The sequence below is a fragment of the Ralstonia flaminis genome (assembly GCF_958415495.1).
Lineage (GTDB): Bacteria > Pseudomonadota > Gammaproteobacteria > Burkholderiales > Burkholderiaceae > Ralstonia > Ralstonia flaminis.
Map to the genome: position 1 here is coordinate 23,510 of NZ_CATZLL010000009.1, position 26,986 is coordinate 50,495.

26 protein-coding genes are annotated in these 26,986 nt (G+C 61.1%); 18 read left to right on the plus strand and 8 right to left on the minus strand.

Going from position 1 to position 26,986, the window contains the following annotated elements:
• Positions 1-33 precede the first annotated feature (33 nt).
• Entirely contained in the window at positions 34-1,419 is a 1,386-nt protein-coding gene (locus R2N11_RS14885) for a hypothetical protein (RefSeq protein WP_316681567.1), read from the minus strand.
• Positions 1,420-1,928: 509 nt separating this feature from the next.
• Between R2N11_RS14885 and R2N11_RS14890 the strand changes: the two genes are divergently transcribed.
• The 6 genes from R2N11_RS14890 to R2N11_RS14915 all read left to right on the plus strand — a co-directional run bounded on the left by R2N11_RS14890 (position 1,929) and on the right by R2N11_RS14915 (position 9,064).
• Positions 1,929-3,152: a glycosyltransferase gene (locus R2N11_RS14890; protein ID WP_316681568.1), complete on the plus strand. Its 1,224-nt coding sequence runs from the start codon at positions 1,929-1,931 to the stop codon at positions 3,150-3,152.
• Positions 3,153-4,154: 1,002 nt separating this feature from the next.
• Positions 4,155-5,495, plus strand: coding sequence for a cytochrome C (locus R2N11_RS14895; protein ID WP_316681569.1), 1,341 nt, complete (start codon positions 4,155-4,157; stop codon positions 5,493-5,495).
• Between the two features lie 38 nt (positions 5,496-5,533).
• Positions 5,534-6,154, plus strand: a complete 621-nt coding sequence (locus R2N11_RS14900) for a c-type cytochrome (protein WP_199031216.1) — start codon at positions 5,534-5,536, stop codon at positions 6,152-6,154.
• Positions 6,155-6,642: 488 nt separating this feature from the next.
• Entirely contained in the window at positions 6,643-7,164 is a 522-nt protein-coding gene (locus R2N11_RS14905; protein WP_199031217.1) for a hypothetical protein, read from the plus strand.
• A gap of 45 nt (positions 7,165-7,209) precedes the next feature.
• The gene (locus tag R2N11_RS14910) at positions 7,210-8,262 is read left to right on the plus strand and encodes an AI-2E family transporter (RefSeq protein ID WP_199031218.1); all 1,053 of its coding nucleotides are present in this window, start codon (positions 7,210-7,212) and stop codon (positions 8,260-8,262) included.
• A gap of 82 nt (positions 8,263-8,344) precedes the next feature.
• Positions 8,345-9,064 carry a Crp/Fnr family transcriptional regulator gene (locus R2N11_RS14915; protein WP_316681570.1) on the plus strand — a complete coding sequence of 240 codons (720 nt, stop codon included), beginning with the start codon at positions 8,345-8,347 and terminating at the stop codon, positions 9,062-9,064.
• A gap of 66 nt (positions 9,065-9,130) precedes the next feature.
• Here R2N11_RS14915 and R2N11_RS14920 read toward each other — a convergent pair whose 3' ends face one another.
• A complete protein-coding gene (locus R2N11_RS14920) occupies positions 9,131-9,313 on the minus strand; it encodes a CsbD family protein (protein WP_199031220.1) in 183 nt (60 codons plus the stop codon).
• Between the two features lie 374 nt (positions 9,314-9,687).
• Here R2N11_RS14920 and R2N11_RS14925 point away from each other — a divergent pair, with 374 nt between their 5' ends.
• The 4 genes from R2N11_RS14925 to R2N11_RS14940 all read left to right on the plus strand — a co-directional run bounded on the left by R2N11_RS14925 (position 9,688) and on the right by R2N11_RS14940 (position 12,260).
• Complete coding sequence (locus R2N11_RS14925; RefSeq protein ID WP_199031221.1) at positions 9,688-10,278, plus strand: BPSL1445 family SYLF domain-containing lipoprotein; 591 nt, start codon at positions 9,688-9,690, stop codon at positions 10,276-10,278.
• Positions 10,279-10,798: 520 nt separating this feature from the next.
• A complete protein-coding gene (locus R2N11_RS14930; protein WP_199031222.1) occupies positions 10,799-10,957 on the plus strand; it encodes a DUF3309 family protein in 159 nt (52 codons plus the stop codon).
• A gap of 73 nt (positions 10,958-11,030) precedes the next feature.
• Positions 11,031-11,288, plus strand: coding sequence for a hypothetical protein (locus tag R2N11_RS14935; RefSeq protein WP_199031223.1), 258 nt, complete (start codon positions 11,031-11,033; stop codon positions 11,286-11,288).
• Positions 11,289-11,378: 90 nt separating this feature from the next.
• Positions 11,379-12,260, plus strand: a complete 882-nt coding sequence (locus R2N11_RS14940; RefSeq protein WP_199031224.1) for a slipin family protein — start codon at positions 11,379-11,381, stop codon at positions 12,258-12,260.
• Between the two features lie 75 nt (positions 12,261-12,335).
• Here the strand turns inward: R2N11_RS14940 and R2N11_RS26405 are convergent, their stop codons facing one another.
• Positions 12,336-12,551 carry a YMGG-like glycine zipper-containing protein gene (locus R2N11_RS26405; protein WP_368735544.1) on the minus strand — a complete coding sequence of 72 codons (216 nt, stop codon included), beginning with the start codon at positions 12,549-12,551 and terminating at the stop codon, positions 12,336-12,338.
• A gap of 558 nt (positions 12,552-13,109) precedes the next feature.
• On the opposite strand from R2N11_RS26405, the gene R2N11_RS14945 reads away from it, so the two are divergent.
• Positions 13,110-13,370: a hypothetical protein gene (locus R2N11_RS14945; RefSeq protein ID WP_199031226.1), complete on the plus strand. Its 261-nt coding sequence runs from the start codon at positions 13,110-13,112 to the stop codon at positions 13,368-13,370.
• Between the two features lie 17 nt (positions 13,371-13,387).
• Here the strand turns inward: R2N11_RS14945 and R2N11_RS14950 are convergent, their stop codons facing one another.
• Positions 13,388-14,248: a transglutaminase-like domain-containing protein gene (locus R2N11_RS14950; RefSeq protein ID WP_199031227.1), complete on the minus strand. Its 861-nt coding sequence runs from the start codon at positions 14,246-14,248 to the stop codon at positions 13,388-13,390.
• Positions 14,249-14,353: 105 nt separating this feature from the next.
• Complete coding sequence (locus R2N11_RS14955; RefSeq protein ID WP_199031228.1) at positions 14,354-14,638, minus strand: hypothetical protein; 285 nt, start codon at positions 14,636-14,638, stop codon at positions 14,354-14,356.
• A 317-nt stretch (positions 14,639-14,955) separates the two neighbouring features.
• On the opposite strand from R2N11_RS14955, the gene R2N11_RS14960 reads away from it, so the two are divergent.
• Positions 14,956-15,171 carry a hypothetical protein gene (locus tag R2N11_RS14960; protein WP_199031229.1) on the plus strand — a complete coding sequence of 72 codons (216 nt, stop codon included), beginning with the start codon at positions 14,956-14,958 and terminating at the stop codon, positions 15,169-15,171.
• Between the two features lie 320 nt (positions 15,172-15,491).
• Here R2N11_RS14960 and R2N11_RS14965 read toward each other — a convergent pair whose 3' ends face one another.
• Complete coding sequence (locus R2N11_RS14965; protein WP_199031230.1) at positions 15,492-16,889, minus strand: DUF1254 domain-containing protein; 1,398 nt, start codon at positions 16,887-16,889, stop codon at positions 15,492-15,494.
• 105 nt (positions 16,890-16,994) lie between these two features.
• On the opposite strand from R2N11_RS14965, the gene R2N11_RS14970 reads away from it, so the two are divergent.
• The 4 genes from R2N11_RS14970 to R2N11_RS14985 all read left to right on the plus strand — a co-directional run bounded on the left by R2N11_RS14970 (position 16,995) and on the right by R2N11_RS14985 (position 20,500).
• Entirely contained in the window at positions 16,995-17,639 is a 645-nt protein-coding gene (locus R2N11_RS14970) for a TetR/AcrR family transcriptional regulator (RefSeq protein ID WP_199031231.1), read from the plus strand.
• 7 nt (positions 17,640-17,646) lie between these two features.
• On the plus strand, positions 17,647-18,468 hold the full coding sequence (locus tag R2N11_RS14975) for an AraC family transcriptional regulator (protein WP_316681571.1): 822 nt from the start codon (positions 17,647-17,649) through the stop codon (positions 18,466-18,468).
• Positions 18,469-18,559: 91 nt separating this feature from the next.
• On the plus strand, positions 18,560-19,456 hold the full coding sequence (locus R2N11_RS14980; protein ID WP_316681572.1) for an alpha/beta hydrolase: 897 nt from the start codon (positions 18,560-18,562) through the stop codon (positions 19,454-19,456).
• A gap of 207 nt (positions 19,457-19,663) precedes the next feature.
• Complete coding sequence (locus tag R2N11_RS14985; RefSeq protein ID WP_316681573.1) at positions 19,664-20,500, plus strand: undecaprenyl-diphosphate phosphatase; 837 nt, start codon at positions 19,664-19,666, stop codon at positions 20,498-20,500.
• Between the two features lie 91 nt (positions 20,501-20,591).
• Here the strand turns inward: R2N11_RS14985 and R2N11_RS14990 are convergent, their stop codons facing one another.
• Entirely contained in the window at positions 20,592-22,337 is a 1,746-nt protein-coding gene (locus R2N11_RS14990) for a hypothetical protein (RefSeq protein ID WP_316681574.1), read from the minus strand.
• A gap of 744 nt (positions 22,338-23,081) precedes the next feature.
• On the opposite strand from R2N11_RS14990, the gene R2N11_RS14995 reads away from it, so the two are divergent.
• Both R2N11_RS14995 and R2N11_RS15000 read left to right on the plus strand, forming a co-directional pair.
• Positions 23,082-24,113: a diguanylate cyclase domain-containing protein gene (locus tag R2N11_RS14995; RefSeq protein ID WP_316681575.1), complete on the plus strand. Its 1,032-nt coding sequence runs from the start codon at positions 23,082-23,084 to the stop codon at positions 24,111-24,113.
• Between the two features lie 229 nt (positions 24,114-24,342).
• Positions 24,343-24,771, plus strand: a complete 429-nt coding sequence (locus R2N11_RS15000) for a hypothetical protein (RefSeq protein ID WP_316681576.1) — start codon at positions 24,343-24,345, stop codon at positions 24,769-24,771.
• A gap of 12 nt (positions 24,772-24,783) precedes the next feature.
• Here R2N11_RS15000 and recG read toward each other — a convergent pair whose 3' ends face one another.
• Positions 24,784-26,973, minus strand: a complete 2,190-nt coding sequence (gene recG / locus R2N11_RS15005) for an ATP-dependent DNA helicase RecG (protein WP_316681577.1) — start codon at positions 26,971-26,973, stop codon at positions 24,784-24,786.
• Positions 26,974-26,986 lie beyond the last annotated feature (13 nt).

Here is a 26,986-nt window from a genome sequence, read left to right on the forward strand (position 1 = left end):
TTTCCACCAAATAAGCGATTAATTCATTAACTATCACTCACTAACTTTATATCGAGAGAAAAATATTCCAGAATTTTTTTCTGAGCGAGTGTAGATAACGGCAACTTCACCCAATTCAGTGCCTTCTACCATATCGCTAGGCCAAGTTCCGCGACCCAAAGAGGTTTTACTTTTTATCGCCCCCTTTGCATCCACGTAAACGAGCGTCGCGCTCCCTCCTCCACCCCAAGCGTCTTTCGCGACACCGAACATATGAAATCCTCCTGATCGACTGTTGGTAACGACAGCGCGAGGGTAAAAATCGCCTATGGCGATGCCGCTTTCCCTGATCACTCGCAATTCTCTCGATAGCACGACATGGACAACTCGCGACTGATTTGCTACACCAGCACTTGCGAACACGTGGATCTCATTGGAATTCAAAGCGAGAATCCCGCCACCGGACTGGTAGTCTCTGTAGCGAGCAATCTCATTTCCATCAGAATTTAACTTAACCACTAATAGGCGAGGATTCTCACCTGCCAACTCGGTACTGCCTTTTCGACCCACCCCTTTTATCTCTCTCAACCTAGCAACCTGGGTTGCGACAATAATATTGCCGCCCCCATCAACTACCGGCTTCGAAAAACTCCCGTAAACTTCGTTGACATCCTTAATCAGCTCATCACCATCCGACTGAATTAAATATTCCCAAACCATCGCTCCGGCCGAATTTATCTTGAATATCCACGGGCTGTAGTTCCCCCCCCTATCCTCGGAAAGTGGAACTCGCTTCAAACCGAAGAACACCACCCCGTCACCAACTTGAATTGCGCGCGATAGATGTGCCCGCCCAATACCCTTCGGCGCACTATGGATTCTGTAAGCACCCTGACCCCCGTCTTTATTGAATGGCAGAATTAATGGATAGCTGATCCTCGTGAGACTATGAGATTCAATCGAGTCACCCCATGTTTCTTCCGCTTGCCCAGGAAAATCTGATCGCCCTAGCAAAAGATAGCTTCCATTATTTAACTGCGACAACCCCTGCGCAACCTGCTGGAATCCAGGCTTTTCCCAGACAGAACGCCAACCCGGTTGGCCGGTGCCAGTAATTTTTATCAGTTCCGCATCAATTTGCGTATGAACTGATAATGCGTATCCCGAATCAACCGTCTTAATTAGCTCGGCTCCACTCAGTAGTCGACCGTTCGTCGCACATGTGGTCTCGGAGACTTTTTTATAGTCACTTCCCAAGAATCCAAAGTCGAAGCCGATTGCTAGGGTAGGCACCCCTGTTGCCAATACAGCAGTCAAAATTACTTTTTTCAAGAACATGGACCGCGAAGTAAATTTATTTGAATCACAATCGAAACGACCCAGTCCTTTATCGCCCGCCCGGGTGGGTAGATCTTTATTTTTTTCATTTTCATTTGACACACAACCGACCATTTTTATTTATCAAACCAATTATTAAATTTATCACCAACCATGCCATCAAGACGACTTGAGAAATAGCATTTTTATCCGAGTTCCATCTTTGAGAACTAGATGCAAATCGGATTGCACGTGTCGCTGAGGTGTCTGCTCTCTGCTCATGCTTCCCTGTAAGACGCAGGAATGCATAGAACCCGGCTTCAACCACAACGTGAGTTGTGTGGGAAGATTTCGCCAGCGAATGAAGCGCTCGCGCATCGAACAGTGATCGCAATTGATGGGGCCACAGATCGCTTACCGCTCTTAACTCCGAACCTAGACTGGCATGGCACGCTGAAGTACGCTGCGGTTCGATTGCCGTCGCCCATCCCTCCCGCCCCACATACTGTGAATTTTTATTGACTCACGGGACCTTAGCAGACGCTTATAGAAATGACACCCACCCATTTGGTGGGGCGGTCTTAATTTCCACAAAATTAAAATCTGATGTTATATATTTTCATATCTAGAGCATGAGCCGCGTCTTGTTTGCCTGGGAGTTGGGAGACAACTTCGGTCACGTTACCCGCGACCTTCCGATTGCGATCGCTTTGAGGCAGATGGGACACGAGGTAATGTTGTGCGTGAAAGACGTAGGCACCGCACAACAGGTCCTGGCCAGCGAAGGCTTCCGCTTTGTTCAAGCGCCACTGGTACCCCGGTCGGCCCTGTCTATCCTGGCTCCGGTGAGCTATGCCGAGATACTGATTACCTCTGGATACAGCAGTACCTCGCTCCTAGCTGGTCTGGTGAATGGGTGGCTCACCATCTTCGGACTATTCAAGCCCGACACGGTTGTCATCAACCACGCACCAACGGCACTGCTCGCCGCCAAAGCGGTGGGCATACCCACCGTACTGACCTGCACGGGTTTTGAGTTGCCTCCTGCTAGTGATGTGCTGCCGTCCATCGTGCCGTGGGAGCAGATTCCAGAAGGTAGGCTCGCGGCAGCAGACCAAACCGTTGTCAGCTTGATGAATGGCATCTTGCGTCAATATGGCAAGTCGCCTCTTACTCGTGCCCACGACTTGTTCGCTGGCACGAAACGCCTGATGACAACGTTCGCAGAGCTTGATCACTATGGCGCTCGCGTGGAGGAACGTTATATCGGCCCGGTCGCTGCAATGCCAAAAGCGCCCTCGGTTGTTTGGCCTGCGGCAGAGGGCAAGCGCATCTTTGCCTATTTGCGCCCCTCGACGCCGGGGCTTGAGCATTTACTGGCGGCACTCAAGGAGCAATCGGCTAACGCCCTCTGCGTCATTCCAGGTGTCTCACCAGCAACCGCAGACGCTTTCCGGGGACAGGGTTTTACGATCCTGAATCACCCTGTTTCGTTGCAGGTCCTCTTGCCCACAGCGGACTTGGTGATCGCTTCGGGTGCCGGCACCGTGTCAGATGCATTGCTGGCTGGCGTCCCGTTACTCATGACCCCACAGTTTGTTGAACAAGCCCTGCTTGCTCGACGCGTTGAGGCATTCGGGGCCGGCGTGCACTGGGCACCACCACGCACCGCTGAAAGCGCCCACGCAATTGTTGGGAGGGCGCTATCTACTGAATCACTCCGAGTGCACGCCCAATGCTTTGCGTCGAAGTACCAAAGCTGCTCAATGGAGAAGGCGGTAGCGGAAATTGCCAGCGCAATATTGACCGCCGCCACGAACCCACATCAGGGGCAGCCAGCCCAAAGATTTGCATAGAAGGGAAAGCACGACGGTTCGTCACGTTCGCTCCTCACTGCTCTAGCTATCTTCGCTATTTTTTCTAACAAACTTCGCTATTTCTTTGGGCGAACACGCCCTTTTTTCTAGTTTTCTTCGCTACACCGACAATATGACCTTCGCTGCCGACATAGCGAAGTCGGCTGCATGCTGTCGAAGCGACTCCGCAACCCGGATTCGCCTGGCCCCTTGCCTGCGGCTGTTCTACCGGCAACGCCCAGACCGGATGCATTCCGCGCCGCCCAAGTTGGGAGTCCCCCCAGGGGACACCGCTTTTTGGGCCCGTACATACCGCGGTGGCCAGAACGCTCACAACAGTAGCGAACGCGGGGAAGCTACGCCCGCTTGCCGGATTTGGGAGCGCGCTTCGATCCACCTGCGGGTCTGCTAACAGTGGCGACCGGGTATCTAACCGACGCCGTGGGGCTCGCATCAAGTGCGACGCTGTTCGCGCTGGTGCTGGCGATCGTCGCGTTGAGCGGGGGAACCTGGGCTGTGCCACCGGCTCCCTACCTTGCACGGGGCGCGACTGGGATCACAGCCGCAATCCATTGCAATCAACTTCGCTGGTGACGAGCCGAGAGCGGACCGTATTGCACTTGCCTTCGCTCTGTCGACATCCGCCTGGCATCTTCTCCAGAATTGGAGAGGGTCAGGCTGGAGAGTCCGGCGTGGTTAGCGGTTGACAAACTGACGCGCAAAGCGCGCAGGTGCGATGTCAGGCAACGCCCATGTGGCCGGCAGTGACCGTCATCGAAACCGACGGGCTCCTACCTTGGCGCAATTTGACGCCGACGCAAACGTGCAACTCACCACGTGAGACACGGTAGCCGAAACAATCTGCAAAAACGCTGCCGCTCGATCTGGCTTCACCCGCCTTGATCCATATCAGCCAGCTTCGTCATCAGATTGACAACATCAACTCAAACGCCTTCCATGTTTGAGCGTGCAGGTGAAAACCAAAAAAAGCGGAGGAGCACCATGCAACGACCCATTGCGGCGCTCAATGCGCTTGTCTGGTTGCTGCTTGCCGGCCTCATAGCGTGGTCAGACGGAGCAAGCGCGGTACCCGCCTTCGCACGACAAACCGGTATGGCCTGTATGGCCTGCCACGTCAGCTTTCCCGAACTCACTCCGTTTGGCCGTTTCTTCAAGATGACCGGCTACACGTTGTCCAACTACAGCACGATCCCGGTCTCGGGCATGGTGCAGATCTCGCGCACCAACACGCGAACGATTGATCAGGACAACTTCGATTTCGTCCGCAACGGAGACACTGTCCCACAGCAGGCTAGCCTCTTCTATGCCGGGCGCATCGCCGGTCCGGTCGGCGCCTTCGCGCAGTGGACGTACGACGGCATCGCCCACCACAGCGCGCTAGACAACACTGACATCCGCGCCGCGTGGCACCTGACGCGCGAGGACGTCGATTTCATCTACGGCATCACGGTCAACAACAACCCGACCGTCTCCGATGTCTGGAACAGCAGCCCGGCGTTTGGGTATCCGTATGCGGCGCCCAACATTGGCGTGCCACCGCTGGCCGGTACGCTGGTCGATGGCGGCCTGGCCCAGCAGGTTGTGGGCGCGAGCGCGTATGCGTTCTGGCAACGCCATGTCTATGCAGAATTCGGTGCCTACCGCACTGCCGACCAGGCGTTCTCGATCTTCCGCGCTGGGCAAGACACGGCCACCCCAGGCGGCGTGGCCAGACTGAGCGGCGCCAATCCGTATTGGCGCGTTGCCTACAACCAGGAGTGGGGGTCGCATTCGATCATGTTCGGCACCTTCGGACTGCTGGCCAAACGGTATCCGGACAACACGATGCCAGGCACGCCGACCGACCGCTTTCAGGACTACGCACTCGACGCTCAGTATCAATACCTGACCATGACACACGCGTTCACCGCGCAGGTGGCTTGGATCTACGAACATCAAGACTGGCGCGCCAGCTTCCCAAGCGGCGGCATCGGCGCAGGCCCGACGCCCGCCAACCCGACTGATCATCTGAACACGTTCAAGGCCAAGGCGTCGTATTACTACCAGCGCGAGTACGGCGCCACCCTGGCCTACTTCTCAACCACAGGCAATGCAGACCCCGGCCTCTACGCCCCCGCGCCCGTAACAGGCAGTGCCAACGGCCGCCCCGATACGCAAGGCGTGATCTTTGAACTCAACTACCTACCGCATCCGCAGATCAAGCTGGCATTGCAGTACACGTGGTACCTCAAGTTCAACGGTGCCCACACCAACTACGACGGCAATGGCAGAAATGCGATCGACAACAACACGATCTATCTGCTTGGCTGGTTCATGTTCTAGCCGCCACACGGGCACGACCAAGTGAGGGGAGGCGCGAGATGAAGAGACACCGAAAACCCTGGTGGACTTGGCTTGCGGGCCTGGTCACCTTCGCGGCAGTTGGCTGGTCCGCGACGGCTGGCGCAGCAGACGGCGAAAAGCTGGCGGCGCAACTGTGTTCGTCCTGTCATGGCGCGCACGGCAAGAGCGAGTCGCCGATGTTTCCACGCCTGGACGCACAGGTACCGCACTACCTGGAAGCGCAGTTGAAGGGCTTCCGCGACAAGGGGCGCGGCGAAACCGACGCGCAGGCGTTCATGTGGGGAATCGCTTCGCAATTGGACGATGCGACCATCACCTCGCTGGCGGAGTACTACGCGCGCCAAACCGCCCCGCCTGGCCCGGCCGGCGACCCGGCCCTAGTGGCACGAGGGAAAGAGATCTTTGAGCATGGTCTGCAAGCCGAAGGGGTACCGGCATGCGCGTCGTGCCATGGCGCCCATGCGGAGGGCATCGACACGTTCCCCCGCTTGGCGGGACAGCATGAGGCTTATCTCTTGCGGCAGATCGGCGTCTTCAAGAATGGCACGCGCGCCAACGCCCCGGTGATGAGTGCCGTGGCGCACACGTTGACGGACGAACAGGCGAAAGCGGTGGCTGCCTTTCTGCAAGCCCAATAGCAGGCAGCCACGATTCGTAATCGTGTTACAGAGCACGGCTTACGTAGACCAACCGAGCCTCAGCAGTTCATCACCATGCCGCTGTTGCGTTGAAGGGTGACGGGGCCACTGTCGCCGTAGTCCCGTACCTCCTTCCTCCTTGAGGCGGAGCACGAGGCCGCGAATCGTTGCGGTCATCATCGCAATTTTCTGAAATCAACTTCGCTGGTGGTCGGCTGACTCGCCGCCGCGGCCAGCATGCGCCGGCCGCCGTGCCCACCTCCACTGCAGCGGCCAACAGATGTGACGGCAACCCGACTATCGCCCCACATGGCAACAGACCATCCACTCGGCGATGATGCCGGTTGGGCCCAACATTTCAGGAAAGTTCTCGAAGCCGACAGATTCAACCGCCAGAATGGATCTCGCATGCCGTTGCGATGCTGGCCGCGGGCCTCAAGTGAAAACGCGACCGTTTGCCGTGGGGTCAGGAACCGACAACGCTTCTCATGGGCAACCTTCTGGATTGGATCGAACAGCACCCTGCGTTAGCGGCGTGGGTACAGGCGGTCGCCATCATTGTCGCGATTGCGGGAACATGGCTTGCTGGATGGCTCCTACAGCGCACGGAACGGCGAATGGAGAGGCGCACGCTGGCGAAAGCGGTCAGCGAAATTGCCTTGGCGGCAGAGGAGCTGGTGCGGCGCGTTATCGGCGAACTGCCGGATAAGCAAGCCGTAAGTGCAATTGCCACAGGAGAAAAGTCATTCGATATTCGCGCAGTTGATGAGATTGAAGCAGCGATTGCCGCAATTCAGCTGCACAACCTCAGTACCCCCGAACTGGTGCGCGATGTCATCGCATTGCTTGCCAACATCCGTCAGCTTAGAGAACAACTGGCCAATGCAATCGCAACGCATCATCGTATGGACGCCGCGCATTTCAGCGAGTTCTTTGACACGCTAACGAAGGTTCACGCGGCGATCAGCAAGATCAGTGCAAGCATCGCGACGCACGTGAGCAAAATCTAACGATCAGGGCTCGCTTTTCTACAGCCCCGACAGGGAGGAATCGTCATGCTCGGATTTGATCCACGCGCCGGCAAAATTGCCTGGACAGTTTTCCTATTCGCGCTGGCCGTATTGATCGTCTACAAGATTGCGTCCGTGCTGTTGGTCACGATATTCGCGGTGTTCTTCAGCTACTTGCTGTACCCGCTCGTCGAGCAACTCGAACGGCGCATGCCGCGCAAGGTTCCACGTGGCGTATCGATCGGCATCGTCTTCATTCTGGTGATCGTCGTGGCGATTGTCGCAGGCTCGGTGTTTGGTGTAACGGTTCAGGAAGAAGCGGGCAGGCTCGCCGATCAACTCCCAAAGTTGCTTGATACCGCCACCATGGCGGATCGTCTTTCGCTGCCGAGCTTTCTGGAGCCATTGCGCGCGCGCATCCTGGAGTTCATACGTGAGCAACTATCGACAAGCTCAGACCAGGCCATGCCGCTGGTTCGCAACGTTGGATTGGGTGTGATGCACGCGGCAAGCAATCTCGTCTATCTCGTGCTCATCCCAATCATGAGCTTTCTGATGATCAACGAAGCACCGTCGATTCATGCCGCGCTGCTCTCGTGGATACGGTCTTCCGACAAGCGCATGTGGGCGGGCATCATTGAGGATCTGGACACGCTCCTGTCCCGCTATGTCCGGGCACTTTTGCTGTTGTCGCTGTCCACACTGATTTTCTACAGCATCGCGTTCTACGCTCTGGGTGTGCCCTATGCGCTGTTGCTGGCAACCACGGCCGCGGTGCTGGAGTTCATTCCATTCGCTGGGCCGTTGGCTGCGGTGGTGGCAACCATCACGGTTGCCGGCTTCAGCGGGTATCCGCACTTGCTCTGGCTGATTGGATTCATCGTCGCGTACCGCCTCTTCCAAGATTACGTGCTGAACCCGTATCTGATGAGCGAAGGAGTGAAGGTCAGTCCACTCCTCGTCATTGTGGGGCTGCTTGCAGGGGAACAGCTCGGTGGGGTGGCTGGCATTTTTTTGTCCGTGCCCGTGATCGCCGCACTTAAAATTGTGTTGTCACGAGCGTGGGCTGCGCACAGCCTAGGCAACGAGGTGCGCTGACCCACGGCAGCCGTCACCTCTGTCACCCGACAGTCATTGATGGCTGGGATACGAACCCACGGCGAATCGAAAGGAGGCTGCCATGGTGGCGCAACCGAATCCGAAGCTGAACCATCTGCTGTCAGTACTTCCTCCTGATGAGTGGTCGAGAATCGCCTCAGAGCTTGTCCTGGTCGACATGCCGCTGGGGCACGTTGTCTACGAGTCGGGCGACCGACCCGAGTACGTCTACTTTCCCATCACGGCCATCGTGTCCCTGCTCTATGTGATGGAGAACGGCTCGTCAGGAGAGATCGCGATTGTCGGGAACGAGGGGCTGGTCGGCATTGCCATCTTCATGGGCGGCGAAACCACGCCCAGCCGCGCCGTGGTCCAAAGCGCGGGAACGGCATACCGCCTGAGCTCCCGCCTTCTCAAACAGGAGTTTGGCCGCGCTGACGCCATGCAGCGCCTGTTGTTGCGCTACACCCAGGCACTCATTACGCAAATGGCGCAAACGGCCGTCTGCAATCGCCACCACTCGATCGATCAGCAGTTGTGCCGTTGGCTGCTGCTGAGCCTGGACCGCCTGCCGTCCAACGAGCTGCGCATGACGCAGGAACTGATCGCCAACATGCTGGGTGTGCGCAGATCCGGTGTCACCGAGGCGGCGCTGAAGCTGCAGACCGCTGGATTGATCCGCTATAGCCACGGCAATATCGAAGTGCTGGACCGGCCAGGCCTCGAAGGCCGCGTCTGTGAATGCTACGCCGTGGTCAAGCGGGAGTTTGACCGTCTGCTTCCAGACCTTCAGGCGCTCTGATCGCCGGTCCGTCTGTCCGTCACCTTCAGGGGTGATCGGCGTATCGGTATCGACCGCACTGCCCGCTCAGGGCTTATGTTGCTTCTTGAGAGCTTCCTGTGCGTCGCCGTATGCGGCTCTCGCTTTTCCTGCAATCTGCTCGACCTTTCCCTTCGCTGCGGTCGCGTCTTTTCCGGTGACCTTGCCGACGGCTTCCGTCACCTTTCCCTTCGCATCTTCAAGGCGGCCCTTCACTTGATCCTTGTTCATGGCAATGCTCCTTGCAAATTCAACACCCGCGTTGGTCGCCGGGTACGCCGTGTCTTAACCGTGCACCGTGTGGCGGGGTTGCGCCCCGAACTCCCACGTGACCGGCGCAAATAAAGCCCCCGTCCAACGAATCATCATTCTTCTCCTGCGTCGCAGTGCCGTCTGTACGGAAGCGGACGATGGCAGCATGTTGCCGTGATCACCTGCTCCGTTGCACCGCATCGCCTGCCGCGTTGGAGCAAAACCGCTGCGTATCACGCACTACGCGCCCTCACAAATTCTGCTCGCGTCGTGCCTCTCGGTACGCTGTCGTACCGTCACCACCTCCGCCGTGGCATACGCTGAACATAACCTGAGACACGGTGGAGGCAGAGATGCGAAAAGAACGTTTGGCAGCAGTGACAACGATGGCCGTCGCTACGGCAATCGGTCTCATGACTCCCGGCTGCACGACGACAGGAACGTCGGAAGCAGCCGCACACCAACCCGACAAGCGACACACCATCGATACGGCCGTCGACTCAACGCTTGCTCGTCTTTACACCGCTGCCAATGGCTCACGTGAACTGGTTGGCAAAGCCCGGGGCGTACTGGTGTTCCCATCAGTCATTGCCGCTGGTTTTGGCATCGGTGGCCAGTACGGTGAAGGATCGCTGCGTGCCGGCGGCAGCACGACCGGCTACTACAGCACAACAACGGCTTCGATTGGATGGCAGATCGGCGCGCAATCGAAAGCCATCATCTTCCTCTTCATGACACAGGATTCGCTTGACCGATTTCGCAGCAGCGAGGGTTGGTCCGTGGGCGGTGATGCGTCAGTTGCCGTGCTGAAGGTGGGTGCAAACGGCAACATTGATAGCTCCACAGCAACCGGGCCCGTCCAGGCCTTCGTGCTCACCAACAGCGGGCTGATGGCAGGCGTGACGCTCGAGGGCACGAAGATCTCGAAACTCAAATCGCTGTAGCGCAGGAGTGATGCCACCGGCCGCCTATGCAGCTTGTGCCACCGCCTCGTTATAGGACCACGTTGTCAGGAGGACATCATGCGCGCAGTTATCTATACGGTCATGGGGATATGGATCGCCGCGTTGGCCGGTTGTCTGTGGGTTCCTGATGGCGGCTACCACGACGCTCGCCAGGGCGGCTATGAAAATGGCCAACATGGCGGATACGGGGGTGACCGCGAGGATTCCCGAGATCATGAGCACCACTAGGAGAGCCGGTATTCAATGCACCGGCTGGCGACCGGTCGATCGATGTTTCTCGATGGCACAAGGTGCGCAATCTTATCCGCCAGCGCGTACGCTACCGGACCGTTCTCAAACCCGTTCCCATCTATCCTTCAAAAAGATGAGGCGCGCCCAGCCCCTCGACGAGCCCTGAAGAAGCGGCGCGCGCCAACCTCATGATGAAACAACCGTGGAGCGCTTTTCGCCCAGCGTTGGGCACACGGGTGGGGGGAATCTACTCAACGAGGAGGACATCATGTCTCTCGGAATCCTACTGCTAATCGTCTTGGCCGTTTTGCTGGTTGGGGCGTTCCCAAGGTGGTCCTACAGCAATGGTTGGGGCTACGCGCCCAGCGGTGCGATCGGCTTGGGTCTGCTCATCGTTCTCGTGCTGTTGCTCATGGGGCGACTCTGAAGTTTGTGCTTCGATACGCGCCAAGGAGCCGGCGACACAGGCGACGGCATATCGCGAGAATGAGGAGAACGTGATGCTCGATCAATCCATCCGCCAATTCCCGGAGCTGGAGCGCGACGCGTTTCGTGACGTCTGTTTGCGGAACGGCCTGGCGCCCGATGGCTTCGACGTGTCCTCTGTTGAGCATTTTTCGAGCACTGCACCAGCCGAGGCGCTCGACCGCAGCGTCACCGTACGGATGGGCAAGACTGTCCGTGAATACAACGGGGCGCTGGGCCCGGAATGGGTCATTGATTTTGAGGACGATATCCGGTCACGCGTCTTCGGATAGTCAGGGGGCTCCGGTATCTCGAATCCCCGGCCCCAAAGTGCGTGATCTTTGGGCCATCGGTTGCAGCTTCACTCGCTTGCGAGGTCCCCTATGAATCCCATCACCGCATTCCTCGTTGTCCTGCTCCTGTTCCTGGGTGCTGTCACGGGTATGTTCGTCTCCGTTCTATTGGCGCCGCTGTTTGCCATCGCCGCCATCCTGCTCGCGGCAACGCTCAAGATGGCCAATGCATGGCAGAAGTTCGTCATCCTGCGGGCGGGCAAGCTGCAAAGCGTCAAGGGGCCCGGGCTGTTCATGATCCTGCCGATTGTCGACAGCGTGACGGCGGTCATTGACGAACGCATCCAGACCACCGGATTCAATGCGGAGCAGGCATTGACCAAAGACACCGTGCCCGTCAACGTTGACGCGATCATCTTCTGGCACGTCCACGACGCGCAGAAAGCCGCATTGGCCATTACCGACTATCGCCAGGCGATCGACCGCGTCGCGCAGACTTCGTTGCGTGAAATGATCGGTGCCTCGATGCTGTCGGCGCTGCTGTCCGATCGTAAGGCGGCAGATGAGCAGTTGCGCGCTGAGATCGGCGAGAAGACCGCAGCATGGGGCGTAACCGTATCGTCGGTGGAGGTGCGCGACGTGGCCATCCCCGTCGCACTCCAGGATGCGATGTCCAGGCAAGCGCAGGCGGAGCGTGAGAAGCAAGCCCGCGTCATCCTGGGCTCGGCAGAGGCGGCCATCGCGGCCAAGTTTGTCGAAGCTGCGGGCATGTACGAAGGGCATCCACAGGCACTGCAGTTGCGCGCCATGAACATCATCTACGAGACCACGAAGGAACGTGGCGCTACGATCCTGATGCCAACGTCGATGGTCGACAGCATGAATCCTGTTGCGGTTGCATTCGGGGTCTCCAGTAGCACAGAGCCAACGAGCGCGGTTCTTCCGCTCAAGACAGCGGTAGCGGCGGCGTAGCGATACGGAACACGGCATTCCCGCAGATGTGGGAATGCCGTGTTTCATTTCCATAGTTCCATGGTCATGCCCAGGCTATCTTCCGACCTGGTTGCCCACCACCCCGCCGACGACGGCACCGCCCACTGTCCCCACGGCACTCCCGCCTGTCAGCACTGCGCCGGCTACACCGCCAACGCCAGCACCGATTGCTGTATCCGCGCCGCGTCGAGACATCCCGGCACACCCAGTCGCAAGCGTCGCGATCAACAACATCGCACCGCACAGTCCTGCCATTCGATCGTTACGCATTTTGTGCACCTCCGTCTCGATCGCACCCCAAGCGTTTTGTTGCAGAGAGCGCTGAAGCGAGACTTGAATTTTCTATACAGGCCACGAACGTGGTGTATAGCCCATCAGGTCACCCTTGCGGCAATCGGTATGTGTCGCGCGAATGCCCCAAGCACCAAGATCCTCGTTCACAGCAAAGGTGTCGGTACGGCGGCAGACGCATTCATCGCGCGGCTTGATGCTGGATTGTCTTCGCATGTTGGCCAGGCATGCGGCGCGGGGATACTACTGGCGGCACCAATGCACCGACCCTGCACGCTAAAGCAGGCGGTGCCGACCAGGGATGGCACACCGCTCCAAGCGCGCCACGGGATATGCCAAGGTTCTGTACCAGCCTTGGTGCCATCGCATATCAACTAAGGATGTGCGCAGTCCTCAACGTCTTCTGGAGCCGGCAAAAGGAACCCACTCTGGCTCGCCGCATAAGACACGCACGGCCATTGCAATCATCAATAGCGGCTATCGTTCCCGGTTCGATGCACTACGCTTGCAGAGGCGGCAGAAAAATGGAGGCGCAGCATGCCACGCACAATCGAGTACCGTGGCTTCGAAATTCATTTGCAGTTGATCGGGACTCACAAGGACATGTTCGATCTGTGGTTCAGCATCGACGGCCCCATGAAGCCGTCTGGCGTCGCAGCGATAGGCAAGCGCATCAAGGTCCATGGCGGCCCTTTCTCTCGACGCTGGGCGCACCTGATTGGCGAATTGGCCGGCCGCGCTGCGGTAGACGTGATTCTCGGCCCCCAAGAAGAGCCTTCTATGAAGGACGAGGGATAGGTCGAAACTTCGGCATCTCACCACGTACTGATTCCTTGAGCCGTGTCGATTGGCATGCTGGTTTTCAGATCCACGCTTGCCAGGGCCTGAACTTCCACGACCGGCCGCGACAGTTTGACGTTGCCAAACACCAGGGCAATGGGCACATCTGCCGCATCGCGTCCGGTGCCGATTCGCAAGAGTCCCATGGGCACCGCTGCTTGCGACGGGTCGACCAGATACCATTGGTTTCCAAGAAAAACCTCCACGAAGGCGTGGAAGTCGGGCAAGCCCAGCGATGGATCAGCGCCATAGTCGAGACTGGTTGCGAAGCGCGCCGGTATGCTCAACGCGCGGCACAACGCAATCATCAGGTGCGCATAGTCGCGGCACACGCCCTTTCGCTCTACGAGTGTGCCAACCGCAGACGTTCGCTCGCTTGTCGATTGCGGCACGAACCGTACGTGGCGATAGACCCAGTCTCGAATCCGGATAACCAGCGGATAGCCGCGGTGGCAGCCGCCGAATTCCTGCTGCGCAAACTCCATGAGCCGGTCCGACTCGCAGTAGCGGCTAGGGGTCAGGAATGGGATGACATGGAGCGGCAAATCCGCAATGGATACTTCGTGCAGCAGTTCGGCGGGTGTCAGTAGGTGGTCCATATCCACCGTCGCCTCATAGGCCAAGATGAAGTTGCCACGAGGCGCCCGTACACGCAGACGGCGATTGAGCAAGATCGGCTCGGTGTGTGGCACGACTGATATCGCCGGCATCAGATGCAGCGATTCGGCAACGATCGTCTGGCGAGACGTCTTCGCGGCGTGAACATTGAAAATGAAATCCGCAGTTGGATCACAGACTTCATAAGCCAAGCGAACCGAGTAACGCATGCGAACCATACGACCCTCCTGTAGCCCCCGGAACCACGTGGTCGTTGGCAAAACAAGTGATGGGTGAAAAGCAGTGTCAGTGAGTCCCACCGCTGCCCACGAGCGGGTGGGCGATTACGCGAGGGGCATGGACTGACCGGGAACGAAGCCATCGATGATGTCTTCAGCGCCCCTCATGGCGGCACGCTTGGCCGTACCGATGCTCTCCCATGGTTCACCGTTCAGATGAAAAATACGGGAGTGCGCCAGATCCGGAGATGCCCCTTCCTGGCAAATCACCACGGAGGCGCTATATGCCCGGTCTGGACGGCGCTCATGCCATTCCCGAGGCGGGTCAAACAGGTAGATCAGGGGATAGACATCGAACCCCTTGTAGCAGCAAGTCGGATAGGCATCCACGTCGATCTCCGTTGAAAAGAGGCACCCGTGCGGCAATCGGTATGTGTCGCACGAATGCCCCAGGAACCAAGATCCTCGTTCTCCGAAAAGGAGTCGGTACGGTGGCAGACGCATGGATCGCGTGGTCTGATGCGCCAATGTCTTCGCGCATGGCGGTGGCGGTGGCAGTGCCACAGCTTTGAACGAAGAGACCCATAACGGACTGACTTCTGTACGGTACCGAGCCGACAGGTCCTCGCCAGCAAACTACGCTGAAAGCACAAAAACAGTGAGCCGGCACGTTCCGGCATGCCGAGGTAACCGCTACGAGGATCTCTATGATCAGTTCGCTTGACCTGCCAAACGGAACGCTTGAAATACGCACGACGCAGCGTAGTGACCGGCGCTGGATCTCCGAGTATCGCTTCACACCCAGCAGTGGACGTGCCACCGGCTGGGAAGAGGCCGCCATTCCGGAAGGATTCATTTCCTCCGGCATCGCATTCAGCGCTGGGATACTGCTGGGACAACAGCGTGCTGAGTTTGCGCGCTGAAGCACGGAGTGCCATTGAGGGAGGCACGCCCCCCTCTTTCGAGAGGTCGGCGTCGACATGCGCACAATGTGTTTGCGTGTCGATGCCTGCAATAGGAGCATCGTCATGGCGGCCACGCTCATGATCGACATGGCAGCCCAGCCAGGACAATCATGAGCCGGCTGGCTGTGTAAGACCCCATTGCAGCGGGCTGCGAGACGGGCAGGATGATGACCGCCATCAGAGGCACTGCCCGACCACGCCATTGACGGCAGCGCATATGCACGCCCACCGGCACGCACACCGAGTGCGCAGAGCCGGCGGTGCGAAACGCTGCTTGCTCAGTCCAATCGCTCGATGGCGGGCACGCGCACCCGGCCATCACGCAGCTCGGCCTTGGGCTCATATGCGCGCAGCACCAGGGCGAAGTCACCGGCCGGGGTCGGCAACCAGTTGGCCCGTTGGGCCGGATCGGCCGGCGCGTCGCGCTGGATCACGATATCGATTGCGCCATCGCTGCCGGTCTTGAGGCCGGCGGTGCGGTCGCCAACGGCGTAACGTCCGATGGGGTTGGACGTGAAGAACAGCTTGCCGTCCGATTCCACTTCGTACATCGACAGCGACCAGAACGCGTTGACTGGCAGCGCACCCTTCGGCAAGTGCAGGCGATACCGATGCGCACCGGAAAGCCGCTGCTTCTGTTGGTCAACAAAGCTGATCGGATACATGGCCTCAACGGTCTTGAGCGCCAGCAGGCCGCCCAGGGCGACTTGCGCGCGGTACGCATAGTCGGTGCCGAAATCGCCCAGGTTGTCCTTTGAATACGACCAGCCGTCACTCTTGGGCCCAGCGGCGGACAGCCCGCCCTTGAGGGAGGCCAGCATGGCCGGCAACTGCTGCGCCCACAGCGTTTTGATCTCCGGCGACAACGCATCCCACCGGCAAGCCGCGCCGCAAACGCCGACCGACGCCAGACGCTGGATCAGCGCATCTTCATAGCGCGGCGCGGGGTTGCGCGCCAGCATCAGGTTGGCCATGTCGACAAAGGCTTGCGGGCTCTGCTCGACCGGCGGCGGCGCCTGCCACAGGGGCGGCGTCTTGCTGGCACCCAACGGCTGCACCTTGAACTGGTCTTGCAAGGCGATCACGGCGGGCATGTCGGCATCGCCATTGACGAGAATGCGCGCAAGCACGAGCACGTCGTTGGTTGGCGCGCGAATCACCTGCGTATTGGGCGGCAGCGGCTGTGTTGTATCTGGTCCGACCACGACGAAGGTGCCGCCACGTGTGCCGTTGGCGCGCCGACCGAGTATCTCGAAATTGTTCGTCGCCATGTCGAGGAAGGCCAGCGAGTAGTAGCGGCCGGCCATGTCCGGAATCGACAGCGCCACCGGCCCTTGCCGCAGGTCCAACCACAGCGTGGAATACGCCGTGTCACTGTTGGGTGTGGTCACCCAGCGGTCATCCGGGCCGGACAGCTTGTGCTGGTGCAGCCAAGTGTTGAGCTGCGAGCGGCCGGGCTTGGCGTCTGCGCCCAACATGCCGGCACGCAGGCGCCCCATCGCAACCAGCGGAAATGCGTAGTCGAACGCCTGATGCAGCGTGACCTGCTGCGACGGCGCCGCATCGGTCGGGCTCCAATCCTGAGCGGCTGCGACCGCCACATGCGTGCACAGGCACGCGGCGGTGAACGCAAGCAAACGCGTGGTCAACGCAGGGCTTCGTCGGCTGGGCAACATCGATCTCCTCCTCGTATTTTTGTAGATACCTCGCCCATAATATGAGCCTTGCTCACATCCTGCCACTCGCGTTCCATGGCCGCGCCGCCGAAGACAAAAACCAAGATGGATCAATCACTTGTGCGACGCCAGCCGTGCCAGGTGCGCTCGCGCGAGAAGGTCGAACTCATCTTGGAAGCGACAATCGAGATCCTCGACAAGGAAGGGTTGGAGGCGCTCACGACCAACCGCATTGCCGAGGTGGCCGGCATCAGCATTGGCACGCTCTACCAATACTTCAGCAACAAGCAGCAGGTGGTGGACGAGTTGGCCCAGCGCGAAAGTGACTACCTGACGACCGAATTGCTGGCGGTCCTGACGGCACCGGATGCCCAGTCGCCGGAGGCACGTCTGCGGCAAATCATCCGCACCTTGCTCAGCGGATTCGGCGGGCGGCACCAGGTACGCCGCATCGTGCTGGAACAGGCCATCGCGCGCGGACACAACCCGCTGATCACGCCTGGACACGTTTCAACATTTCTGACTTCGGCTCCGCTGCGAGACACCGACGGGAGGCGCGTGACGCTCTCGCCTATCGAGGCCTTCGTGCTCACACGCTCGGTGATGGGTGCCATCGGCAGCGCGCTATCGCACAACGAACAATGGCTCGCCAGCGCGGCCTTCGAAGACAGCCTGCTCGCGTTGATCCAGGGGTTCCTGCACGCGTGCGGCAACAATCACCAAGTACATGCCGCCTCCGCTAAAACCTGATGACAGCGTGCACCGGCCCCGCCAACTGCACGGCCCGGTGCTGGATACCAAGAGCTTGAACCCGCTGGACTACCAGAGCACGCCGGGCCTGGCGGCAGTGATGCCCAAGCGGTTCCCCAACGGTTTCGTGGTGGCGGCACACGCGCACGCACGCGCGCAGTTGATCTTCGCGACGAGCGGTGTGGTGGAAGTCACGGCCAACCACGCGCTCTGGCGCATTCCGCCCCAGAAAGCGCTCTGGGTTCCGCAGGGCATACCGCACGCCATGCGCGCCTGTGGCGACGTCGAGATGCGCACGGCGTACGTCAGCCCCGAGGCTTGCGGGCAGGGCGCACCGCCGGTGCCGCGCATGGTCAATGTGTCGCCACTGCTGCGCGAGTTGCTCGTGCGCGTGGCGGCGTTGCCTGTCGGGCATACGCCGGCGCGCCGCGAGGCGCTGATGACCGAGCTGATGCTGGCAGAAATCGAGTGGTCGCCAGACCCGCCCCTACCGCTGCCATCGGGGTCGGACCGTCGCCTGACCCGCATCTGTGACGCCATCCTTGCCAACCCATCAGACCCGCGCACGCTGGAAGATTGGGCCGCCGAGGCGGGCGCGTCGAGCCGCACGCTGTCGCGCCTGTTCATCGCGCAGACCGGGTTGTCCTTTGTGCATTGGCGGCAGCAGGCCCGCATCTGTGCGGCACTGCCCCTGCTGGCCGCTGGCATGCCGGTCACGGCAGTTTCGGCCGAGCTGGGCTATGAGACCGTGGGGGCGTTCTCGGCCCTGTTCAGGCGCTTTATCGGTGTGCCGCCCAGCGCGTACGCCACGTTGTCCGATTCGGCGTAGGAAACGTCCGCCACGCAGATGCGCCGCTGAGGTGCGCCGCCTATCGTGTTGCCCAGCACAATCCGTGCAGCAAAACGAATGAGGACCCGACATGGTGCGTGAAGACGTTGAATTTTTATCCGAAGGCGTGATCCTGCGCGGCTGGTTCTACCTAGCCGCAGATGCGCGCCCAGACCGGGCCAGCGCGGCCATCGTGATGGCGCATGGCTTTTCCGCGGTCAAAGAGCAATACCTTGATCGCTATGCCGAAGTCTTCGCCCGCAGCGGCTTTGCAGTGCTGGTGTATGACCATCGCAACTTTGGGGCGAGCGACGGCCAGCCGCGCCAAGAGGCCGACCCCGTGCTGCAAAAGCGTGGCTATCGCGACGCCATCAGCTACCTGCTGACGCGGCCAGAGGTAGACGGCCAGCGCATCGGCGCCTGGGGTACGAGCTTCAGCGGGGGCCATGTGCTGGAGGTCGCTGCCGTCGACAAACGGGTCAAGTGCGTGGTGTCGCAAGTGCCCACCATCAGTGGCTACCAATCCGCCTTGCGGCGCACGCGTGCCGATCTCGTGCCGGCCGCGCTGGCGCGCTTCGCACAGGACAGGCAGCAGCGCTTCGAGGGTGCCGCACCGATGACGATGCCCGCCGTGTCCGCCGACCCGACAGCGCCGTGTGCAATGGCCGGCGCGGATAGCTTCCGCTTCTTTACCGACACCGCACCGTTCGCCCCGAACTGGCGCAACGAAGTCACCCTACGCAGTGCGGAGCTGTCGCGCGAGAACGAGCCGGGCGCCTTTATCGACCGCATCTCTCCCATCCCCCTGCTGATGATCGTGGCCGACAAGGATGTCCTGACGCCCGTCGACCTCTGCCTGCAGGCCTACGAGCGGGCACTGCAACCAAAGGCGCTGGTGCTGATCAGGGGCGGGCACTTCACGCCGTATATCGAACACTTTGAGCAGACCAGCAGTGCCGCAGCCGAATGGTTCGGCAGGCACCTTTGATCGGATCGGCCAGGGGCAGCACGTGCAAGTACGGCGCCGATGCCCCTCAAGCCACCTCGGGCTTGACGAGAAACTTGGCCTCCATGGCCCGCCGATCACGACAGCACGAACCCGTCTTGATGATCTGATACCGTTCCGGTCTGACAAGCCTTGGCCATGCCACGAGCACGTCACCACACAACATTCAGTACATCGCCCCCACCAAGCATGACCACGCTCCACATCATCATCCTGGCCTGTGTACAGGGCCTTGCCGAGCTGCTGCCGGTTTCCAGTTCGGCCCACGTCATCCTGGCCGAAAGATGGCTGGGGCTGGACCCGACCTCGCCCGACATGACGCTGATGCTGGTCATGCTGCACACGGGCACCATGTTTGCGGTCATCGTGTACTTCTGGCGCTCGTGGCGGCAGACGTATTTCTCGTCAACCAAGGCGCTATGGAACAACGGCGTCCAGCTGGCCGTGGCCACGGCGGCCACAGGTGTCGTTGGGCTGACCTTGCTCTATGTGATCAAGCACGTCTTCATGGGCGGCGCCGACAGCTTCGAGGTGGAGCACCTCTTTGGCAATTCCAGGTTGATGGCGGTCAGCTTGGCCGTGGCCGGCGTGCTGATCATCGTGTCGTCCCGGTACGCCAACACGGCCACCGGAGCGCTGACCGGCTGGCGCGCCCTTTGGATCGGAGCCGTGCAGGGGCTGTGCCTGCCGTTTCGTGGGCTGTCGCGCTCGGGCGCGACCATCTCCAGCGCAATGCTGGTGGGCGTGCAGCGTCGCCGTGCCGAGGAGTTCAGCTTCGCCCTCGCCGTGGTGCTGACCCCGGCGGTCATCGTCAAGGAAGGCTATCGCTTCTACAAGGCCTACGCGGGCACAGCCGACAGCATGCTGCACATGCTGGCGCCGAGCCTGCTGGGCATGGTGTTCAGCTTTATTGCCGGTTTGGTGGCACTGCGCTGGCTCTCACGCTGGCTGGAGCAGGGCCGCTGGTATCTGTTCGGCTGCTACTGCCTGGCCGCATCGGCTGCCGTGTGGATGTTTGCGGGCTGAGACCGCGTTTGGCTAACCGCCAATCACCGCCGGTTATCGACGGACGCTCTCGCATCCGTCGATAACCGGCATCCGGTTGCCCCGTTGCCGATCAGGGCAGCGGCGTCAGTCTCGGATAGACATGGCTGACCGGCACCTTGTTGGTCGTATGGCACGAGAAGCAGTTGGCACTCGGGGCAGATGGCGTCGCGCCCTGCACGAAGGTCTCCATCGTCGCGTTGGCAAGATGGTTCGTGCCGACCTCGTTGCCACCGTTGGGCGGTGCACCGCCAATCGTCCACGTCGTGCCCAGCTGGAAGTACTGCCGGCGCACGTCTGCCGCGTTCAACTGCGAGATCACGCTGGCGTTGGCAGAGATCACCTGCGTATTCAGGCCGGCCGCGTTGGCAGGGTTGCCGCCGTCGTTCGAGCCCCACGGCTTGGCACGCAGCACGGGCGACGGACCCACCGGCGTGCCGGTGATGGCGGTGCCTGTCCAGCTGTTGTTGGTGGCGTTGAACGGACCGCTCGACCCGCTGGGCGTGAAGAGCCAACTGCCCGAGGTGTTCTGCGCAACGGTCTTCAGGCCGCTCGTCGAGTTGTAGGCGTAGGTGGCATTCGGTGCATTGCCCTCGTGCTCGAACGTGCCCCACACCATCTCGCCGTGTCCGCTGGTTGAGCCCACCACGTGCAGGCCCAGCATGACCAGCTTCAGCGTCGTCTGCCCGTTGGGAACCCAGTTGTTCGGGTTGCTCTTGTCGAACGTCGGGACCACGGCTTCAACCTGGATGTAGTCGTTCGGGTTGGGCACCTTGCTGGCATCCATCCAGCTCGACTTGGTCTCGATGGCCAGGGCCTTCGGGTCCTGGATCGTGTGGCCCTTGCTGGCTGCAAAGCTGACCACGGCATTCACATCGGCCATCGAGGTTGGGAACGCGATGTTCGTGTTGCCCGGGATCACCGCCGCGCCTTGCATCGTGCGGTGGAAGGCAAAGACATCGTTCACGGCGATGATGTAGTAGATCAACGACCCGTTCTGCGAGATCAGCACCCCGCTGTCTGCCTGGCCGGGCTCGACGTCGATCACATTGCCCGCGGGATCAATGAAAATCGGAATGCCCTTGATGACCAGCTTGCGCGCCTGGATGGCGGAAGTGAACGCCTTCATGGGCACGATTGGCACCGGCCGATCTGCCGACAGCAGCGCGCGCTGGCGAACGATCGGCGCGAGCTTGAGCACCTTCGGCACCAGCAGCTTGCCACGTGCATCGAGCAGTTCCAGCGTGCCCTGCTCAGTCTTGCGCACGTTCTGAACTTGTGTGCCCGGGATCAGCTTGCCGTTGGCCAGGCGAATTGACGGCGGTTTCTGCCCCGGCGTTTCGTGCGGCACTTCCACGATCTGCCCGGTGCGCGCCATCACGATCGGCAGGCCATGCGGACCCAGCTCCATTGCACGCAGGAACATGTTGATCGGCCGCCCCGGCGAGTTGGGGATGAAGTTGCGGCGTCCGCTGCTGTCTTCAGGGCTGACCGTGTAGAACTGCGGCGAGAACATGACGTGGCTGCCGCCGCCATACGTGGCCGGCGCGGGTGACGTCAGCCACAGGAACATCTGCTCCGTCCACTGGAAGAAGCCGCAGTTGGGCGCAAGCGCCACGGTGCTGTCAGCGGGCTTGACCACGCCGTTGAGCGTGACCGTACCGCTCTCAAAAAAGCTGGCGACGGTGGCCGGCGAGATCGGACATCCTCCGGCGGCATCGGTCGGCACGGCTTGCGCCGCAGCTGTCTGTGCAAGGCTCAGTGCGGCCAGTAGCGCCGCACCACGCAAAGCTTGCTGAACTCCGAAACGCAGTGACATAGCTCCTCCCCAGGGTCGTGGTCATTGCTTCTTTGGTGCTGAATCGGAAATCGGGAATCGGGTGCGTTCATCTCCTGCATGGATGTGTCGCGAACCCTGCGGCGCGCAAGCGCAACGCGGGCAGCGGCATGAACGGCGCAGTCAAACCGGGGGGCTGGTTTGCGCGCTGCAGTTCGGAGGGGGCCCCGATGACTGCACTCGCTTGCACAGTGCATCGCCGTAATTGTTGTGTGTGGATCCGGCGCGCGCTGCGCGGGGACTGCGCAATGGCAGTCCTAGCCTAGGAGATGGTCTGCGCGGCCAAGCATGAAATTTTCTTTGCTCTGATGTGCATGCAACCGCATGAGATACGCCTGCATTTGGATACGCTCGGGGCCAAACGTTTCCGACACAACCTGATGTACTGCGTGCGTTGCTCGCTGCTGTTCGTGAAGCCATGCGCGGTCGCTCCGTGGAGCCTCTGCCAGGCATGAAGTCATGGCGACTCACCCGCCAGAGACACCATGCACCCCGCGTCTCAGTCACGCTCGGTCAATACATCTCAACCCGGTGCATGAAGCGAGCAGCGCGCATGCATCACGCTTGATTTCCCAACGAAAGAGCGCTGCCGCCACATCACTTGCGCGTACCAATACGAGGTATCCGAACACCCTAATCCCTCGGATTCAGCAGCAGCAATTTGATCTACGCAGTTTGGCCGACCACGCTAGAATTTGCGACTCGAATGACCCGTTTTGCCACCGCATGTCGACCTTCCATCACGCCAGCCTGCAGGACCCCGCCACCCTCATCGAGATCGTGCGAGCGCAGTCCGAAATCGCCAAGCTTGGTACGGACCTTGGAGCCATCATGGCGCTCGTCACCGAGCGGGCGCAGCGCCTGACCTGCGCGACCGGTGCCGTGCTGGAACTGGCCGAGGGCGAAGAGATGGTCTATCGCGCCACGTCCGGGCTGACTGACTCGCTGTTGGGCCTGCGCCTGGCGCGCCAGGGCAGCCTGTCGGGCCTGTGTGTGCAAACCGGCGCCATCCTGCGCTGCGAAGACGCCGAGATCGACCCGCGCGTAGACCGCGAAGCATGCCGCCGCGTTGGCCTGCGCTCAATGGTGGTGACGCCGCTCAAGCATCTGGATACGACGGTGGGCGTACTCAAGCTGGTGGCACCCGAGGTGGATGCCTTTACCGAGCGCGATGTCGGCGTGCTGGAACTGATGTCTGAGCTGATTGCCGCGGCCATGTTCCATGCGGCCAATGCCGAGCGCGACCAGCTCTACCTGCGTGCCACGCACGATGCGCTGACCGATCTGCCCAACCGTGCACTGTTCTACGACCGTCTGCGCCAGTCGATCCACCTCGCGCAGCGTGCGCAAGGCGCGCTCGGCGTGCTCAACGTCGACATGGACAATCTCAAGACCATCAACGACCGCTACGGCCACCGCGCCGGCGATGCGGCCATCCGCGAGACCGCGCAGCGCATGAGCCGCAGCGCGCGCCGCTCCGACACCGTGGCGCGCGTGGGCGGCGATGAATTTGCCGTCATCCTGCCGGGCATCGATGCGCGAGACGACGCGCAGACCCAATGCGAGCGCCTGGTTGAAGAGGTGCAGCAGCCCTACGCGTTTGAAGGCCAGCCGCTGGACCTGCGCGTAAGCGTAGGCGTCGCATTCATGCCCGAAGACGGCACCGAGATCACCACCTTGCTCGATCAGGCCGACCGCGCGATGTACGCCACCAAACGCCTGCGCAAGCAGGCCCTGCCGACGGCCACCGAGCATTGAAGGCCGACGCATCGCTTACGTCACCCGGCAATAAACCGTTACACCTGCAACGTGCCCGCGCCGGAATAAAGCGCGGGCCCGTTCGGTTTACGTGGGTGCAGGATGCGTTGTGCGAGCACGCCCGCGCCATCCCGCAGGCAAACCGATGTGCCAGGCAATACGACCAGACCGGTCACTGAACTACCGCTGCAGCACGTATTGAGACGTCGGGCATTCCTGGTGTTGGGGGATGAACATGAAGCGTCTGACAACCTTGACGATGGCGCTGATCACGCTGGGCATCTGCGCATGCGCAACCGCGCAGGACATGCCGGTCGGCACCTGCCAGCCGATGACTGGACAAACCGAGATCAACGGCGTCATGCAGGAGGTGCAAGGCACCGCGTGCCTGCAACCGGACGGAACCTGGCAGATGGTGGACACCGACGGCAGCCCCACCACCGACTACGGCCCACCGTATTACCTGGATGACACGTGGTACTGGGGTCCGCCCGTGTTCTTAGGCAGCGTGGTCTTCGTGGATCGCTTTCACCACATCCACCGCATGCACAACGTGTTCTTCCGCCATGATGGCCGCGGCTTTGCACGCGGTGGTTTCCGTGGCGGATTCCACGGCGGGCATGAGGGGGGGGGTCATGAAGGCGGATCGCGCCGCTAGCGCCTCGGGCGGCTAGACCCGCAGATAGTGCTCGCGCTCGCCCAGCCAGCGCTTGAGGTGCGCCTCCACCGCTTCGGGAAAGCGCGCGAGCATCTGCTCTGCGGCACCCTGCGCAAACTCGACCAGCCACGCATCGTGGTTGAGATCGGCAAAGCGCAGCATGGCCTCGCCCGACTGCCGCGCGCCCAGGAATTCACCAGGGCCGCGAATGTCCAGATCGCGCCGGGCAATCTCGAAACCATCGGTGGTCTCGCGCATGGTCTGCAGGCGCTGCTTGGCCGTGGGCGACAGCGGCGCCTGATACAGCAGGATGCACACTGATTCCGCCGTGCCCCGCCCCACGCGCCCGCGCAACTGATGCAACTGCGCAAGACCAAAGCGCTCGGCGTGCTCAATCACCATCAATGAGGCATTGGGTACGTCCACGCCCACTTCGATGACGGTGGTGGCGACCAGCACGTGCAGCTCTGCGCTGGCAAAGGCGCTCATCACGGCGGCCTTGTCGGCGGAAGGCAAGCGGCCGTGCACCAGGCCCACCTTCAAACCAGCAAGGCTTTGAGAGAGTGTCTCGAAGGTCTCCACCGCCGTTTGCAACTGCAGTGCTTCACTCTCTTCAATCAGCGGGCATACCCAGTAGACCTGTCGCCCCTCTTGTGCGGCGGCATGGATGCGCTCGATCACCTCGTCGCGGCGTGCGTCGTTCACCAGCCGCGTGACGATTGGCGTGCGCCCCGGCGGCAATTCGTCGATGGCGGAGACGTCGAGGTCGGCGTAGTACGTCATCGCCAGCGTGCGCGGGATGGGCGTGGCCGACATCATCAACTGGTGCGGCACCTGGGCGTTGGCGGCGACAGGTGCGTCGCCATGACTTGCCTTGACGCCGGATTTACCACGTAGGGCCAACCGCTGCGCGACACCAAAGCGATGCTGTTCATCCACCACGGCCAGGCCAAGGCGTGCGAACGTCACCGTGTCTTGAATCAGCGCGTGCGTGCCGATCACAAGTTGCGCTGAGCCGTCCGCCACGCGTGCGGCTGCCTCGTCCTTCTGCTTGCGCTTGAGGCTGCCGGCCAGCCAGACAATGTCGACACCCAGCGGCGCAAGCCATGAGGAGAGCTTGCGGTAGTGCTGCTCGGCCAGCAGTTCAGTCGGCGCCATCAACGCGGCCTGCCAGCCGGCGTCGATGGCCTGGCACGCGGCCAACGCAGCGATGACGGTCTTGCCGCTGCCCACGTCGCCCTGCAGCAACCGCTGCATCGGATACGGGTGCGCGAGATCGGCGCGGATCTCTTCCCACACGCGGGCCTGGGCGCCGGTCAACTTGAAGGGCAGCGCATGCATGAAGCGCGCGAGCAGGCCGCCCTCGCCGCTGGCACGCAACACTGGCGCGTTGCGTGTGCGGCGTGCCGCCTGTGCCCGCTTGAGCGAGAGCTGCTGCGACAACAGCTCATCAAATTTGATGCGCAGCCACGCCGGGTGCGTGCGCTCGACCAGGCTGTGCTCATCCACGTCGGGCGTGGGCTGGTGCAGCAGGCGCACGGCTTCGGCGGGCGCCATCAGCTTGAGCGGCGCCAGCGGGCCGTTAATGAGGCTGTTCGGCACCGTTTCCGGCAGCGGCGTGCGTGCAAGCGTATTCAGGATTGCCTTGCGCAGATACGCCTGCGGCACGCCCGCCACGGTCGAATACACTGGCGTCAGACGATCGGGCAGCGGTTCATCGGGCGCCACGGTGCGCACGGTCGGGTGCACCATCTCCGCGCCAAAGAAGCCGCCGCGCACCTCGCCACGCACACGCAGTTGCACGCCTTCGGCCATCTGCTTGACCTGGCTGCCGTAGAAGTTGAGGAAGCGCAACACCAGTTCGCCCGAATCATCGGCGATGTGCACAACAAGTTGCCGGCGCGGCCGGAACGCCACTTCGTTGCGCGTGACCGTGCCTTCCACCTGCGCTGCCCAGCCAGTGTTGGCGCGCGCTGTGGCCTCGGCGATGGTCAGGAGCGTGGTTTCGTCCTCGTAGCGCATCGGCAGATGCAGGACGAGATCAACGTCGCGGTGCAGGCCCAGCTTGGCGAGTTTGTCGGCCGGGCGCGCGGTCTTGGCCGGCTTGTCTGCCGGGGTCGCACGTTTTGGCTTCGGCGCCGGCGCGGTATCAGCGTCGGGCAGTGGAGCGGTATCAGCGGCGGAACGGGCGCGAGGCGGCACAGGACGTTTACAA